15 protein-coding genes are annotated in these 16002 nt (G+C 59.5%); 10 read left to right on the top strand and 5 right to left on the bottom strand.

The genetic code is table 11. The features are described from left to right. Nucleotides 1-561: 561 nt before the first annotated feature. Nucleotides 562-2055 carry a CoA-acylating methylmalonate-semialdehyde dehydrogenase gene (locus tag EYC95_RS02495; RefSeq protein WP_131058949.1) on the bottom strand — a complete coding sequence of 498 codons (1494 nt, stop codon included), beginning with the start codon at nt 2053-2055 and terminating at the stop codon, nt 562-564. A gap of 64 nt (nt 2056-2119) precedes the next feature. Further along, entirely contained in the window at nt 2120-3469 is a 1350-nt protein-coding gene (locus EYC95_RS02490; RefSeq protein ID WP_131058948.1) for an aspartate aminotransferase family protein, read from the bottom strand. Nucleotides 3470-3593: 124 nt separating this feature from the next. Here EYC95_RS02490 and EYC95_RS02485 point away from each other — a divergent pair, with 124 nt between their 5' ends. The 3 genes from EYC95_RS02485 to EYC95_RS02475 all read left to right on the top strand — a co-directional run bounded on the left by EYC95_RS02485 (nt 3594) and on the right by EYC95_RS02475 (nt 5993). Continuing rightward, nucleotides 3594-4514 (top strand): LysR family transcriptional regulator, encoded by a 921-nt coding sequence (locus EYC95_RS02485; RefSeq protein WP_008006295.1) that lies wholly within the window; start codon nt 3594-3596, stop codon nt 4512-4514. 239 nt (nt 4515-4753) lie between these two features. Beyond that, a complete protein-coding gene (locus EYC95_RS02480; protein ID WP_131058947.1) occupies nt 4754-5404 on the top strand; it encodes a TetR/AcrR family transcriptional regulator in 651 nt (216 codons plus the stop codon). A 7-nt stretch (nt 5405-5411) separates the two neighbouring features. Next, nucleotides 5412-5993 (top strand): YigZ family protein, encoded by a 582-nt coding sequence (locus EYC95_RS02475; protein ID WP_131058946.1) that lies wholly within the window; start codon nt 5412-5414, stop codon nt 5991-5993. A gap of 226 nt (nt 5994-6219) precedes the next feature. On the opposite strand, the gene EYC95_RS02470 is transcribed toward EYC95_RS02475, so the two are convergent. After that, a complete protein-coding gene (locus EYC95_RS02470; RefSeq protein ID WP_131058945.1) occupies nt 6220-6495 on the bottom strand; it encodes a hypothetical protein in 276 nt (91 codons plus the stop codon). Nucleotides 6496-6525: 30 nt separating this feature from the next. Here EYC95_RS02470 and EYC95_RS02465 point away from each other — a divergent pair, with 30 nt between their 5' ends. The 3 genes from EYC95_RS02465 to EYC95_RS02455 are packed head-to-tail and all read left to right on the top strand — an operon-like array spanning nt 6526 to nt 10135. Continuing rightward, nucleotides 6526-8091: an ABC transporter ATP-binding protein gene (locus tag EYC95_RS02465; RefSeq protein WP_131058944.1), complete on the top strand. Its 1566-nt coding sequence runs from the start codon at nt 6526-6528 to the stop codon at nt 8089-8091. An 11-nt stretch (nt 8092-8102) separates the two neighbouring features. After that, the gene (locus tag EYC95_RS02460; RefSeq protein ID WP_131058943.1) at nt 8103-9209 is read left to right on the top strand and encodes an ABC transporter permease; all 1107 of its coding nucleotides are present in this window, start codon (nt 8103-8105) and stop codon (nt 9207-9209) included. Continuing rightward, complete coding sequence (locus tag EYC95_RS02455) at nt 9209-10135, top strand: ABC transporter permease (RefSeq protein ID WP_131058942.1); 927 nt, start codon at nt 9209-9211, stop codon at nt 10133-10135. The genes EYC95_RS02460 and EYC95_RS02455 overlap by 1 nt, the downstream gene beginning before the upstream one ends. A 44-nt stretch (nt 10136-10179) precedes the next feature. On the opposite strand, the gene EYC95_RS02450 is transcribed toward EYC95_RS02455, so the two are convergent. Next, nucleotides 10180-10614, bottom strand: a complete 435-nt coding sequence (locus EYC95_RS02450; protein WP_131058941.1) for a hypothetical protein — start codon at nt 10612-10614, stop codon at nt 10180-10182. 83 nt (nt 10615-10697) lie between these two features. Here EYC95_RS02450 and EYC95_RS02445 point away from each other — a divergent pair, with 83 nt between their 5' ends. The 3 genes from EYC95_RS02445 to EYC95_RS02435 all read left to right on the top strand — a co-directional run bounded on the left by EYC95_RS02445 (nt 10698) and on the right by EYC95_RS02435 (nt 13421). Then, nucleotides 10698-11048: a MerR family transcriptional regulator gene (locus tag EYC95_RS02445; protein WP_131058955.1), complete on the top strand. Its 351-nt coding sequence runs from the start codon at nt 10698-10700 to the stop codon at nt 11046-11048. 25 nt (nt 11049-11073) lie between these two features. Beyond that, a complete protein-coding gene (locus EYC95_RS02440; RefSeq protein ID WP_131058940.1) occupies nt 11074-11760 on the top strand; it encodes an SDR family oxidoreductase in 687 nt (228 codons plus the stop codon). Nucleotides 11761-12062: 302 nt separating this feature from the next. Continuing rightward, nucleotides 12063-13421, top strand: coding sequence for an 8-oxoguanine deaminase (locus EYC95_RS02435; protein ID WP_131058939.1), 1359 nt, complete (start codon nt 12063-12065; stop codon nt 13419-13421). Between the two features lie 97 nt (nt 13422-13518). Here EYC95_RS02435 and EYC95_RS02430 read toward each other — a convergent pair whose 3' ends face one another. Then, nucleotides 13519-14607 carry a calcium:proton antiporter gene (locus EYC95_RS02430; RefSeq protein ID WP_131058938.1) on the bottom strand — a complete coding sequence of 363 codons (1089 nt, stop codon included), beginning with the start codon at nt 14605-14607 and terminating at the stop codon, nt 13519-13521. A gap of 298 nt (nt 14608-14905) precedes the next feature. On the opposite strand from EYC95_RS02430, the gene EYC95_RS02420 reads away from it, so the two are divergent. Then, nucleotides 14906-15988 carry a BMP family ABC transporter substrate-binding protein gene (locus EYC95_RS02420; protein WP_131058936.1) on the top strand — a complete coding sequence of 361 codons (1083 nt, stop codon included), beginning with the start codon at nt 14906-14908 and terminating at the stop codon, nt 15986-15988. Nucleotides 15989-16002 lie beyond the last annotated feature (14 nt).

Raw genomic sequence — 16002 nt, 5'->3', positions numbered from 1 at the left:
TCTCGCGGAGTAACTTGTGATGCTGATAATCTTGTTGACTATCAGTCTGACTCCACAAGCACCCACACGAATTGCTTGATTCAGTTGTTAAAGAGCGGTTGGTTAAGATCTTTCGTCTCAACCGAGGCGCGCATTCTACAGCAGCCTCTGTTGCTGTCAAGCGGTTATTTTAAGAAGTTTTCAAAGTTTCCTTTGTAACTTCAACCACTTGCGCTTTCGATCTCTCGTTAGCGGGAGGCGAATTCTACAGCGTTACTCGCTGCTGTCAACACCTCTTTTGCACCGCTTTCGACCGAGAAGATCGAACCGTTAAAAGAGCCACACAACCCTGCTCTTTCAACTCCTTCTGGGCTTCGATGACCTGAAGCAACTCGCTGTCGAAAACCGCGTAACTCATTGTTTACCAAGGAGTTTTCCGTTTCGACTGCGCCGGAAGTGGGGCGAATTATAGACTTCCAGAATCTGCCGTCAACACCTATTTTCACAATTCTGTCATATAGGTCAAAAAAGCCCCTGAAACGCAAAGGCCGGCCCCAAGGGGCCGGCCTTCTTCCCTTCTACTTACAAACTAGGGAATGCGAATTGCGATGCCTCATGGCTCGCTCGTTGTGGCCAGCGCTGGGTAATGGCCTTGCGACGGGTGTAGAAACGCACGCCATCCGGGCCATACGCATGCAGATCGCCGAACAGCGAACGCTTCCAGCCGCCAAAGCTGTGATAAGCCACCGGCACCGGCAACGGCACGTTGACGCCGACCATACCGACTTCGATCTCATCACAGAACAACCGCGCCGCTTCCCCATCACGGGTGAAGATGCAGGTGCCATTGCCATACTCGTGATCGTTGATCAGCTGCATCGCCTCTTCCAGGCTATTGACCCGAACGACACACAGCACCGGCCCAAAGATCTCTTCTTTATAGATGCGCATCTCTGGCGTGACGTTATCGAACAGGCAGCCACCCAGGAAGAAGCCTTCCTCATGACCGGCAACGCTCAGACCACGACCATCCACCACCAAGGTCGCACCAGAAGAAACGCCGTCTTCTATATAGCCACTGACTTTGTCGCGAGCCTGGCCGGAAACCAGCGGCCCCATGTCCAGACCACAGGTCGTACCGGCACCGATTTTCAGTGCTTTGACCTGCGGCACCAGTTTGGCCACCAACGCATCCGCCACCTGATCACCGACGCAAACGGCCACCGAAATCGCCATGCAACGCTCACCGCAAGAACCGTAGGCCGCGCCCATCAGTGCGCTGACCGCGTTATCCAGATCCGCATCCGGCATCAGCACCGCATGGTTCTTCGCGCCACCCAGTGCCTGAACGCGCTTGCCGCGCTTGGTGCCCTCGGCGTAGATGTATTCGGCAATCGGTGTCGAACCCACAAAGCTCAACGCTTTGACTTCCGGCGCTTCGATCAGCGCATCCACCGCAGCCTTATCGCCATGCACTACGCTCAGCACCCCTTTTGGTAGACCGGCTTCCAGCAGCAATTGAGCAATCAACAGCGTCGAACTTGGGTCACGCTCGGACGGTTTGAGGATGAAGCAGTTGCCGCAGACGATCGCCAGCGGATACATCCACAGCGGCACCATGGCCGGGAAGTTGAACGGGGTAATACCGGCCACCACGCCCAACGGCTGGAAGTCCGACCAGGCATCAATGTTCGGACCCACGTTACGGCTGTATTCGCCCTTGAGAATTTCCGGCGCTGCGCAAGCGAACTCAACGTTCTCGATACCGCGCTTCAATTCACCCGCCGCATCTTCCAGCGTCTTGCCGTGTTCTTCGCTGATCAGTTGAGCGATACGCCCTTCGTTCTGTTCCAGCAGCTGCTTGAAGCGGAACATCACCTGCGCACGTTTGGCCGGTGGCGTGTTACGCCAGGCCGGGAACGCAGCCTTGGCCGAGTCGATGGCTTTCTGAATGGTTTCGCGGCTGGCCAACGGCAGCTTGTGGATCGCCTGGCCGGTGGACGGGTTGAACACGTCAGCCGTGCGACCGTCTTCGGTCACCAGTTCGCCATTGATCAAATGCGGGATAAGGCTCATGCGGGGCTCCAGAAAAGTTGTCCACAGGCGCCCTTCAAAGGACGCCTCTATATAGAAAGGAATATCAGTCGATTTTGTTCAGCACTTCGCCGACCGCGTCGAACAGGCGATCAAGGTCTTGGGGCTTGCTGTTGAAGGTTGGGCCGAACTGCAGGGTATCGCCGCCAAAGCGCACGTAGAACCCGGCTTTCCACAACGCCATGCCCGCTTCAAACGGACGCACGATGGCGTCGCCGTCACGTGGTGCGATCTGGATCGCCCCGGCCAGACCGTAGTTACGAATGTCGATAATGTTTTTCGAGCCCCTCAGGCCATGCAGCGCATTTTCAAAATGCGGCGCGACTTCGGCCACGCTCTGCACCAGGTTTTCCTTTTGCAGAAGATCGAGTGCGGCCAGGCCAGCCGCGCAAGCAACAGGGTGTGCGGAGTAGGTATAACCGTGCGGGAATTCCACCGCGTACTCCGGCGTCGCCTGGTTCATGAACGTCTGATAAATCTCGGAACTGGCAACTACAGCGCCCATCGGGATCGCGCCGTTGGTGACTTGCTTGGCAATGCACATCAGGTCCGGGGTCACGCCAAAGCTGTCAGCACCAAACATCGAACCGGTACGGCCAAAACCTGTGATCACTTCGTCGAACACCAGCAGGATGTTGTGCTGATCGCAGATTTCACGCAGACGCTTTAAGTAGCCCTGCGGCGGAACGAGTACGCCAGCGGAACCGGCCATTGGCTCGACGAACACCGCAGCGATGTTCGAAGCATCATGCAGTTCGATCAGCTTGAGCAGTTCATCAGCCAGCGCGATTCCGCCCTCTGTCGGCATGCCACGGGAGTAGGCATTGCTCGCCAGTAACGTGTGCGGCAAGTGATCGACGTCCATCATCGCCTGACCGAACATCTTACGGTTGCCGTTCACACCGCCAAGGCTGGTGCCGGCGATGTTCACTCCGTGGTAGCCCCGGGCACGGCCGATCATTTTGGTCTTGGTGGCCTGGCCTTTCAGGCGCCAGTAAGCACGCACCATTTTCACTGCCGTGTCGGCGCACTCGGAACCCGAGTCGGTGAAGAACACGTGGTTCAGATTGCCCGGCGTCAGATCAGTGATTTTCTCGGCCAGTTGAAACGACAACGGATGGCCGTACTGGAAACCTGGCGAGTAATCGAGCGTGCCGAGTTGCTTGGCGACGGCTTCCTGGATTTCCTTGCGAGTATGCCCGGCGCCACAGGTCCACAGACCCGACAACGAATCGTAGACCTTGCGACCCTTGTCGTCCGTCAGCCAACTGCCTTCAGCCGCCACGATCAGTCGCGGATCGCGCTGGAAATTGCGGTTGGCGGTGTAGGGCATCCAGTGAGCATCGAGCTTGAGCTGGCTGGCCAGGGAAGTCGGGGCGTTTTCGGGCAAGTTCATGGGCAAAACCTCGCAGGGCAATAAGCGGCATAGAGATCAAAAGCGTTCTTGCAGCTAAATTGCCACGGGGATAAAGTCGATGAAATCCAACTCTTCTAACGTTCAGTCAGGCCACCACTAAACTATGAGTAGCCGCCGTCCCGATCCACTCGCACAAGTCAGCGACTTTGATATCCGCTTATTGAGGATCTTCCGCAGCGTCGTTGAATGCGGCGGCTTCTCCGCGGCGGAATCGGTGCTGGGAATCGGTCGCTCGGCCATCAGCCAGCAAATGAGCGATCTGGAACAACGCCTCGGCCTGCGTTTATGCCAACGCGGTCGCGCCGGGTTTTCCCTGACCGAAGAAGGTCGCGAGGTTTACCAATCGGCGTTGCAACTATTAAGTGCGCTGGAAAGTTTCCGCACCGAGGTCAACGGTCTGCACCAGCATCTGCGCGGTGAATTGACTATCGGCCTGACCGACAACCTCGTCACCCTGCCCCACATGCGCATCACCCATGCCCTCGCGCAATTGAAGGAACGCGGGCCGGACGTACAGATTCAGATCCGCATGATCGCGCCCAACGAAGTCGAACAAGGTGTGCTCGACGGACGCCTGCATGTCGGCGTGGTGCCACAGGCCAGTGCGCTGTCGGGGCTTGAATATCAGCCGCTCTACAGCGAACGCTCGCTGCTGTATTGCGCGGTCGGCCACCCCTTGTTTTATGTCGACGACAAGCAGCTGGACGACGAGCGCCTCAACAGTCAGGACGCCATCGCGCCGACCTTTCGTTTGCCGGCAGAAATCCAGGCGCACTACCAGGCACTCAATTGCACCGCCAGTGCCTCGGACCGCGAAGGCATGGCGTTCCTGATCCTCACCGGGCGCTACATCGGCTACCTGCCGGACCATTACGCCAGCCTCTGGGTGCAGCAAGGTCGATTGCGTGCGCTGAAACCCAAGGCGCGCTTTTATGACCTGAGCCTCGCATCGGTCACGCGCAAGGGCCGTCGCCCGCATTTGGTGCTGGAAAGCTTTCTGGAGAGTCTTGCCGCAACCCGCTAAGAACCAACATGCACTGTAGGAGCGAAGCTTGCTCCGGGCGGCGTTCCGACGAAGACGTCGGCTCAATCAACATCAATGCTGAATGTTAAGACGCCTTCGTCGGAACGCCGCCCGGAGCAAGCTTCGCTCCTACAGGGATCTGGGGTGTTCAGGTTTTATCGCGTCGGGACTTGTCTGAAGCCTGTGGGTGCGCTATCAACGCATTTGGTTGCACCCACCCATCCTGTTCGGAAGTGCCTATGACCTTTGAAGTCCCCGCTCACGGCGGCAAACCTGCCAGCCGCATTCGTCAGAAGAACGAAGAGACCATCATCAAAGCCGCCGAAGACGAATTTGCCCGTCACGGATTCAAAGGCACCAGCATGAACACCATCGCTCTGAATGCCGGGTTGCCGAAGGCGAACCTGCATTACTACTTCACCAACAAACTCGGTTTGTACGTGGCGGTGTTGAGCAACATCCTCCAGTTGTGGGACAGCACTTTCAACACCCTGACCGCCGAGGATGATCCGGCCGAAGCGCTGACGCGTTACATCCGCGCCAAAATGGAATTCTCCCGTCGCCAGCCGCAAGCCTCGCGGATCTTCGCCATGGAAGTGATCAGTGGCGGCGAATGCCTGACCGAGTATTTCAACCAGGACTATCGCGCCTGGTTTCAGGGTCGGGCGGCGGTGTTCCAGGCGTGGATCGACGACGGCAAGATGGACCCGGTCGATCCGGTTAACCTGATCTTCCTTCTGTGGGGCAGCACTCAGCATTACGCCGACTTCGCCACACAGATCTGCCGTGTCAGCGGTCGCACCAAGCTGACAAAACAAGACATGGAAGACGCCGGCAACAACCTGATCCGCATCATCCTCAAGGGCTGCGGCCTCACGCCAGTTATCTAAGACACTTATGCCTTTTACCCTCAGCGGTTTTTGCGAATACCGCGAAGAGATTCGCAAAAGCCGTTTCATCACCTTCGCCGCACCGATCTCCAGCCCCGCTGAAGCCCAGGCATTCATCGATCAGCACAGCGATTTGAACGCCTCGCACAACTGCTGGGCCTGGAAGCTCGGCGATCAATACCGCAGCAATGACGATGGCGAACCGAGCGGCACTGCAGGACGACCGATTCTGGCGGCCATCGAAGCGCAGGATTGCGATCAGGTCGCGGTGCTGGTGATTCGTTGGTACGGCGGCATTCAACTGGGCACCGGTGGTCTCGCCCGGGCCTATGGCGGCGGCGCCAACAAGTGCCTGCAAGGCGCGGCAAAAGTCGAACTGATTAGCCGGGTGCCGGTGAGTTGTGCCTGTGCATTTGGCGAGTTGGCGCTGGTGAAACTTCGGGTCGCGGAATCGGGTGGTTTGGTGGTGGAAGAAACCTTCACCGCCGATGGCGTGGAATTGCAATTGGCGATCGGCAAAGAGCAGATCACGACCTTGCAAACGCAGCTCGCAGACTTGAGTCGCGGGCGCATTGTGTTGCAGCACTGATCGCACCAACAACGTTCACTGGCCTTTCGTCGAGCCTGTTCAGTTGCCCACATCTGCTGTGCACCCGGCTGTGGATAACCTGCGCATATCCTGCTGTAACCCTTCTGTCATGCGGCTTTGCGGGCTTTGCTCATTTTTCGTCCAATCTCCCACACTAAAGAGTAATTCCACGAAAAAACAAACAGTTAGCGTCGGTTATCACCTTTAGAAGATAGCCGCACAGTGCTTATGCCCGTGCTTTCGGCTTGCGCACAAATACTGTGGAACAACTTGTGGATAACCCGTTCATGGCTGGCGCAGCCCTATACCCGGCATAGGTCGCCGCGTGCTGCTCGTTTTTTGACCAATTCACAGCGAGCAAAATCAGAGCCTGATCAAAGACTTTGCCCCTAAGTAGTGCCTGATCGGTGTTCGAAAAATGGCGAGGCCCTGACCCCAATGCCTTTGCCACCAAGGATTTTCGGTTTTCCTGACTCAATGGCCAGGAAATTGCTTTATCCACAAGCATAACTCCTGTCGACCCGAGCCAGTCATGCCCAACCCCATGCCGATCCCCGATCAAACGCCCCGCCTGCAATTGCGCAGCATCAGCAAACGTTACCCAGGTTGCCTAGCCAACGACGCCATCGACCTGAACATTGCTCCCGGTGAAATCCACGCCCTGCTCGGCGAGAACGGCGCGGGCAAAAGTACGTTGATGAAAATCATCTACGGCGTCACCCACGCCGATTCTGGCGAACTGATCTGGCAAGGCCAGCGCGTGAACATGCGCAACCCGGCGCAGGCTCGCGGACTGGGAATCGGCATGGTGTTCCAGCATTTCTCGCTGTTCGAAACCCTCAGCGTGGCGCAGAACATTGCCCTCGCGATGGGGGCGGCGGCCGGTACGCCGAAACAGCTTGAGCCAAAGATTCGTGACGTCTCCCGGCGCTACGGCATGGCGCTGGAACCGGAGCGACTTGTCCACAGCCTGTCGATCGGCGAGCGGCAACGGGTGGAAATCATTCGCTGCCTGATGCAGGACATTCGTCTGTTGATTCTCGATGAGCCGACTTCGGTGCTCACACCGCAGGAGGCCGACGACCTCTTTGTCACCCTGCGCCGACTCGCGGCAGAGGGCTGCAGCATTCTGTTTATCAGCCACAAGCTCGGAGAAGTACGCGCGTTGTGTCACAGCGCCACGGTGCTGCGCGGCGGTCGAGTGGCCGGGCATTGCGTGCCGGCCGAGTGTTCGGATCAGCAATTGGCAACGCTGATGGTGGGCGAGGCGGCTGAACTGATGACCGATTATCCAAAGGTGATCGGCGGTGATGGATTTTTGAACGTAAGCGACTTGTCGTGGCACAACCCGGACCCGTTCGGCTGCTCCCTGTCGGACATTACCCTCGAAGTGCGCAGCGGCGAAATCGTCGGTATCGCCGGCGTTGCAGGCAATGGTCAGGATGAGTTGCTGGCCCTGCTAAGCGGCGAAGAACGGCTGGCCCGAAACGACAACGCGACGATCCGTTTCGGCGAGCAACCGGTCGCCGATTTGCGGCCCGATGCACGACGCAAACTCGGTCTCGCGCTCGTTCCTGCCGAGCGTCTTGGCCACGGTGCGGTGCCCGAATTGAGCCTCGCCGACAACGCCCTGCTCACCGCATTTCAACAAGGGCTGGTCAGCAACGGGCTGATCCAGCGCGCCAAGGTCGAAGCGTTGGCGCAAGAAATCATCAGCCGCTTTGGCGTGAAGACACCCGATACCCAGGCGCCAGCCCGCAGCTTGTCCGGGGGCAATTTGCAGAAATTCATCCTCGGCCGCGAGATCCTTCAGCAGCCGAAGTTGCTGGTGGCCGCGCACCCGACCTGGGGCGTGGACGTCGGCGCTGCCGCCACCATTCACCGTGCGCTGATTGCCCTGCGCGATGCCGGCGCGGCGATCCTGGTGATCAGCGAAGACCTGGACGAATTGTTCCAGATCAGCGACCGCCTCGGCGCCTTGTGCAGCGGACGTCTGTCGCCACTCAGGGCCACGGTCGACACGCGCCTGATCGATGTTGGCCGCTGGATGGCCGGCCAGTTCGACACCCCTCAATCACACGCATCCGCAACAGCTTAACGGAGTTTCACATGCTGCTTTCTCTCGAACCCCGTGGCCAGCAATCGCGCCTGATGCTGTGGTGCTCGCCGTTGCTGGCGGCCGTCCTGACATTGGGCTGCGGTTCGCTGCTGTTTATTGCGCTGGGCCATGACCCGCTGCTCACGTTGCACACCCTGCTGATTGCGCCGGTCAGCGACTTGTATGGTGTCTCCGAACTGTTGGTCAAAGCCTTGCCGATTTTGCTTTGCGCGCTGGGCCTGGCGGTGGCGTATCAGGCGCGGATCTGGAACATCGGCGCCGAAGGCCAATTGCTGCTCGGCGCCCTGGCCGGCAGCGCACTGGCGGTGAACATCATCGACATGCAAAGTCGCTGGGCGCTGGTGCTGATCCTGCTCGTCGGCACCCTCGCCGGTGCCGCGTGGGGCGGGCTGACAGCGTGGTTGCGCACGCGCTTCAATGCCAACGAAATCCTCACCAGCATCATGCTCAATTACATCGCGCTGAACCTGCTGCTGTTCTGCGTGCATGGGCCACTGAAGGACCCGGCCGGGTTCAACTTTCCGGAATCGGCGATGTTCGGCGATGCCAGCCGCTTGCCGCTGTTGATGGAGGACGGCCGGGTTCATGCCGGGGTGTATTTCGCCCTGCTCGCGTTGGTGGCGGCCTGGGTTCTATTGCAGAAAAGCTTTGTCGGTTTCCAGATCAAAGTGCTCGGGCTGGACAAGCGAGCGGCGGGTTTCGTCGGGTTTCGCGAGAAGCGGCTGATCTGGCTGGCGCTGTTGATCAGCGGCGGATTGGCGGGGCTGGCGGGGGTTTGTGAAGTCACCGGGCCAATCGGCCAACTGGTGCCGCAAGTCTCGCCGGGGTATGGCTATGCCGCGATCACCGTAGCGTTTCTCGGGCGACTCAACCCCATCGGCATTCTGTTTTCCAGCCTGCTGATGGCGTTGCTGTACATCGGCGGCGAGAGCGCGCAAATGAGCATGAATCTGCCGCAAGCAATCACGCAATTATTCCAGGGGATGATGCTGTTTTTCCTGCTAGCCAGCGACGTGCTGATTCTCTACCGACCGCGCTTGAACCTGCGCTGGGCCCGTCGCGCGCAAGCTACCGCCGTACACGCAGGAGCGCTGTGATGGATATCGATCTGCTGAGCAATATTTTCTACGCCATGGTCCGCTGCGGCACACCGTTGCTGTTGGTGGCTTTGGGTGAATTGGTCTGCGAGAAGAGCGGCGTACTGAATTTGGGTCAGGAAGGCATGATGCTGTTTGGCGCGGTGATCGGGTTTATCGTCGCGCTGAACAGCGGCAACCTGTGGCTCGGCGTGTGGCTGGCGATGCTCGCCGGGATGCTGTTGTCGTCGTTGTTTGCGCTGGTGGCGCTGGTGTTCAACGCCAATCAGGTGGCCACCGGATTGGCGCTGACGATTTTCGGCGTGGGCCTGTCGACGTTTGTCGGCGCGGCGTGGGTCGGTAAACCACTGGCGGGTTTTGAGCCGGTGGCGATTCCCTGGTTGAGTGAGATTCCGCTGATCGGGCGGATGCTGTTTGCGCAGGATCTGCTGGTGTATCTGTCGTTCGCACTGTTTGCGCTGGTGGCGTGGGTGATTCTGAAAAGTCGTGTCGGGCTGATCATACAGGCCGTCGGGGAAAGCCCGGATGCGGCCAGCGCCATGGGCTTGCCGGTGTTGGGCGTACGCGCGCTGGCGGTGCTGTTCGGGGGCGCGATGGCGGGGTTGGCCGGGGCTTATTTGTCCCTGGCCTACACGCCGATGTGGGCGGAAAACATGAGCGCCGGGCGTGGCTGGACTGCCTTGGCGCTGGTGGTGTTTGCCAGTTGGCGAGTGTGGCGATTGCTGTTGGGGGCGTACCTGTTCGGGCTCGCCAGCATCCTGCACCTGGTGGCGCAGGGATTGGGGCTGGCGATTCCGTCGAGTCTGCTGGCGATGCTGCCGTACGTCGCGACGATTGTGGTGTTGGTGCTGCTGTCGCGGGATGCGGTGCGCACGCGGTTGTATGCGCCGGTGTCGTTGGGGCAGCCGTGGCAGGGCGGACATTAGTGATGGCCTGCACCGGCCTCATCCCGAGCAAGCTCGGTCCCACATTAGACCGAGTTCCCCTGTGGGAGCGAGCCTGCTCGCGATGACACCCGCACTGGCAACACCTGAGCTACGCCCCACGCCAATTCAAAGAACAGGAAAATAGCCAATAGCGAACTCCCGCCGTGGGCCAAGGCATAAGCCTGCCAGGCCGCAAACAAAAACCGCCCCACCGCGTCATACCGCCCATACACTTGCTGCGGATCCCGAATCCGCAGCACCGCCCAGACGCAGACAATCGACCCCAACAGATTGGCCATCAGCATGTGCATCGGCTCAAACGGCGGCAGCTCGCCGGACAATTCGAAAGCCTGACTCACACTCAACAACATCCCATGCAATGCAGCAAAACTCCACGGCGTGACAAACGCCACCATGACGATCAAGTCATACCAGGCGCTGCCCCGCACCAACCGGCGATATTGCGTTGAAGTCCACATCGGCCTTGCTCCATAAATTCAGGGAGCAACTAGGCTAAAGCCTGGAGTATGCTCCAAGGTCAAGCCCCTCTCGAGACGTCATGATGCGCATCGGTGAATTAGCCCAGGCCAGCGCGGTCAGCCGCGACACACTGCGCTTCTACGAGCAGCGCGGACTGATCGCGGCGCAACGCAGTGCCAACGGCTATCGCGACTATCCGCCCGATATGGTGCAACTGGTGCTGTACATCAAGACGGCTCAGCGGTTGGGCTTTACGCTTGGCGAGATCGGCAACAGCGTCGCCGCGATATGGCAATCGCCCGACCCTGACAGCGCCGTCACGCAATTGCTGCAAGACAAGCTCAAGCTGATTGAAACCCGTATGGACGAACTCGGTGCATTGCGAAACGAGTTGCAACAACGGCTCGGGCAACGCTGTCCATTACGTCCATGATCCTCATTTATCAAGGAAGCCACTCATGTCCAAGGCAAAAACCGCACTCATCATCGGCGCCTCCCGGGGCTTGGGCCTCGGTCTGGTGAAAACCCTGCTGGGCGACGGCTGGCAAGTCACCGCCACCGTGCGCAACCCGCAGAACGCCGAAGCGCTGCAAGCGTTGGGCAAGGTACGGATCGAGAAACTCGACATGGATGATCAGCAGGCCGTCATCGCCCAGAGCCAACAGCTCAAGGGTGAAGTGTTTGATTTGCTGTTCGTCAATGCCGGGGTCAAGGGGCCGGAGGTGCAGACGCCGGGCGGCGCGACGTTGGCCGAAGTCGGTCAACTGTTCTTCACCAACGCCGTGGCGCCGATCAACCTGGCACAACGTTTTGCCGGGCAGATTCGCCCGGACACCGGCGTGCTGGCGTTCATGAGTTCAGTACTCGGTAGCGTGACCATGCCGGACGCGCCGGAGCTGGCGTTGTACAAGGCCAGTAAAGCGGCGCTGAACTCCATGACCAACAGCTTCGTGACTCAACTGGGCGAGCAGAAACTTACTGTGCTGTCGTTGCATCCGGGCTGGGTGAAGACCGACATGGGCGGTGAAGGTGCCGACATCGATGTGGAAACCAGCACGCGTGGGTTGGTTGATCAGGTGAATGCTTATGTCGGCAAGGGTGGGCATCATTTTGTGAACTACAGAGGCGAAACCATTCCCTGGTAATCACCGCAATTCGCCTGTGGGAGCGAGCCTGCTCCGGGCGGCGTTCCGACGATAGCGGAGTGTCAGACACCACTGATGTCGACTGACACTCCGTCATCGTCGGAACGCCGCCCGGAGCAGGCTCGCTCCCACATGGGATCATTTCATATCCGGGATTTGCGTCGTCTGGTCGGGCCGGGCTTGCCGGCCAGGCGGTTTTGTTCGAAACTCCGCACCTCGCCCTAGCGGCGACCCTGGATCAGCAGACAGGGTAATCACTGAGCTGGCTAACCTGAACCCCACTTTCAGAGGAGCCGGCCAACATGCCTGCGACCCGTACCTGGTTAAAAACCCCCCTCGCGATCTTTACTGCCAATGACCTCGATGCCCGTGGCGGTCTGGTTGTGCAAGACAGCGTGATCGTCGAAGTGCTCGCCGCTGGCCAGCAACCGTCCGCGCCCTGTGGACAAGTCTTCGATGCCCGCGAGCATGTGATCCTGCCGGGGCTGATCAACACCCATCACCACTTCTATCAAACCCTGACCCGCGCCTGGGCGCCAGTGGTCAATCAGCCGTTGTTCCCCTGGCTGAAAACCCTCTACCCGGTCTGGGCACGCCTCACCCCTGAAAAACTCGCCCTCGCCACCAAAGTCGCGTTGGCTGAATTGCTGCTGTCCGGCTGCACCACTGCCGCCGATCACCACTATCTGTTTCCCGAAGGTCTGGAAAATGCGATCGACGTGCAAGTCGAAAGCGTCCGCGAACTGGGCATGCGCGCCATGCTGACGCGCGGTTCCATGAGCCTTGGCGAAAAGGACGGCGGCCTGCCACCGCAGCAGACCGTCCAGGAAGGCGAAGTGATCCTCGACGACAGTCAGCGTTTGATCGCCGAATACCACGAGCGTGGCGATGGCGCGCAAATCCAGATCGCCCTGGCACCGTGTTCGCCGTTTTCAGTGACGCCGCAAATCATGTCCGCCAGTGCCGAACTGGCGAACAAACTCGACGTGCGCCTGCACACGCACCTGGCCGAAACCCTCGACGAAGAAGACTTCTGCCTGCAACGCTTTGGGTTGCGCACCGTGGATTATCTGGACAGCGTCGGCTGGCTCGGCCCACGTACCTGGCTGGCCCACGGCATCCACTTCAACCCGGACGAAATCGCCCGCCTCGGCGCCGCGGGCACCGGGATTTGCCATTGCCCGAGTTCGAACATGCGCCTGGCCTCTGGCATTTGCCCGACGCTGGACCTGACCGCTGCTGGCGCGTTGCTGGGGCTGGGCGTGGACGGCTCGGCGTCCAACGATGCGTCGAACATGATGCTCGAAACCCGCCAGGCGCTTTACATTCAGCGGCTGCGGTATGGCGCGGAGAAGATCACGCCGGAATTGGTGCTGGGTTGGGCGACCACGGGCTCGGCGAGTTTGCTGGGTCGTACCGACATTGGCGAATTGGCGGTGGGCAAGCAGGCGGATCTGGCACTGTTCAAGCTCGATGAACTGCGCTTCTCCGGCAGCCATGATCCGGTGTCGGCGTTGCTGCTGTGCGGTGCGGATCGGGCGGATCGGGTGATGATCGGTGGCAAGTGGCGGGTGATTGATGGACAGGTTGAAGGGCTGGATCTGAAAGGCTTGATTGCCGATCACAGCCAGGCGGCTCGGCAGCTAATCGCCGGCGTTTGATAGGACGCCTTCGCGGGCAAGCCTCTCTCCTACAGGTTTTTCATCAGTCATGAGAATGACCCCGTACCTGTAGGAGCGAGGCTTGCCCGCGAAGCTTTTAAAGGCCCAGCAGCGACAACATGATGAATGTCGCAAACAGCACAAAGTGGGTCATGCCTTCGATGGCATTGGTTTCGCCATCGTTGAGGTTGATCGCGCTGACGATCAGGGTGAGGAAGATCATCACGGTCTGCACCGGGGTCATTGCCATCTGGAACGGCTGGCCGGTGTAGAGCGCCATCGCTTCCATCACCGGCACCGTCAGAATCACCGTCGACAGTGACGCGCCCATGGCGATGTTGACCACCGATTGCATGCGATTGGCCAACGCCGCGCGCAACGCGGTCAGAATCTCAGGTGCAGCGGAAATGGCCGCCACCAGAATCGCCGTTATCACCGGCGGTGCGCCCGTTCCTTCCAGGCCCAGGTCGAGGGTCTTGGACATCACTTCGGCCAAGGCGCCAATGACCACCACGCCAAACACCAACGTGCCGATACTCAGCGCCAGATTGACCGGTTCAGGCTCCTCCTCCGGGACTTTCTTGCGACGTTTTTCCGGGTAGCTGTAGCTGAAGAAGTAACTGTGCGGCCCGACCTGCATGCGCAGGAACAGAGTGTAGAGCACGACCATCGCGCCAATCGTGAACGCCGAATAAATCTTCCAGTTGGCCTCGGGGATGAACTCCGGCACCACCATGGAAACGCCCATGGCGGTGAGGATCATCACGCTGTAGCTGCGGGCCGAGTCGTCGTTGTAAGACTGTTCGCCATGCTTGATCCCGCCCATCAACGCGGCCAGGCCAAGTATGCCGTTGATGTCGAGCATCACCGCCGAATAAATCGTGTCCCGCACCAGGGTCGGCGAAGCTTCGTTGCTCATCATGATCGCCAGGATCACCACTTCCACCAGCACCGCGGCCAGGGTCAGGATCATCGTGCCGTAAGGGTCGCCGACTTTTTCAGCGAGCAGTTCGGCGTGATGGGCGACTCGCATGGAGGCGACGACGATGAACGCGATCAGCACCAGGCCGGCGGTCAGCGCAATGGGTTGGCCGCTGTGCAGCATCCAGTGTTCCATCGGGTAAGCGATGAATGCTGCGATCAGGGCAAGCAACAAAAACTTTTCTTGCTTGAGGAGTGTGAGCATTCCAGGCCTTTTTGCCGAGTGAAGCGAAACCAGTGTGATGAGCTACTGACTGCGAGGCGGCGCTAACGTTTCGTTACACCTTAGCGCACCAGTGGATGGCGGCTGTGCTCGGGCGTGCACTTTTATCGGCCTTACCGGCCTCATCGCGAGCAGGCTCACTCCCACATTGGAATGCGGTCTCCTGTAGGAGCGAGCCTGCTCGCGATGGCCTCGACACGGTTTCGGAGTTTTTGTTGTCCTGTTGGTCAGCAATTTGCATTGCCCCTGCCAACCTCACAACAACATGGAGTTCGAATTCATGCACAAACGTCCGTTGAAGAAGCTGCTTTGCGCCGTCGTCGCAGCCATCGGTCTGAGCGCCAGCCTGACCGCCAGTGCCGCCGACCCGCTGAAAGTCGGCTTCGTCTATATCGGTCCGATCGGTGACCACGGCTGGACGTATCAGCATGAACAGGGGCGAAAGGCGCTGGCCGACAAGTTCGGCAATCAGATCACCACTAACTACGTGGAAAACGTCGCCGAAGGGGCCGACGCCGAGCGGGTGATCCGCAACATGGCCAAGGACAACTACGACCTGATCTTCACCACGTCCTTCGGCTACATGAACCCGACCCTGAAAGTCGCCAAGCAGTTTCCCAAGGTGACCTTCGAACACGCCACCGGCTACAAGCAGGACAAGAACCTCGGCACCTACCTGGCGCGCACGTATGAAGGTCGCTACGTTGGCGGCTTCCTCGCGGCGAAGATGACCAAGACCAAAAAGATCGGCTACGTCGCGTCCTTCCCGATCCCGGAAGTGATCCGCGACATCAACGCCATTCAACTGGCCCTGAACAAGTACAACCCCGGCACCGAGATCAAGGTGGTGTGGGTCAATTCCTGGTTCGACCCGGGCAAGGAAGCCGATGCCGCCAATGCGCTGATCGACCAGGGCGTGGACGTGGTGTTCCAGCACACCGACAGCCCTGCGCCCATTCAGGCGGCTGAACGTCGCGGCGTGTACGCCGTCGGCTACGCTTCGGACATGGCGCACTTCGGGCCGAAAGCGGTGCTGACTTCAATCGTCAACGACTGGGGCCCGCATTACATTCAGGCGACCCAAAGCGTGCTCGACCACACGTGGAAGTCGCAGGACTACTGGGGCGGATTGAAAGAAGGCACGGTTGAGCTGCCAATCAGTGACCTGGTGCCAGCGGCAGTGAAAACCGAAGCCGAGCAGATCATTGCGGACATCAAGAGCGGCGCCTTCCACCCGTTCACAGGGCCGATCAAGGATCAGGCCGGCACCGAGAAAATCGCGGCGGGCGCGACGGCCAGCAATGCGCAACTGGCGTCGATGAACTACTACGTTGAAGGCATGAAGGCCGACATCCCGAAGTAACTCCCAAGGCGAAC

It is taken from the genome of Pseudomonas sp. BGI-2 (genome assembly GCF_004310295.1).
GTDB lineage: Bacteria > Pseudomonadota > Gammaproteobacteria > Pseudomonadales > Pseudomonadaceae > Aquipseudomonas.
This window is presented reverse-complemented; position numbering and strand designations above follow the sequence as displayed.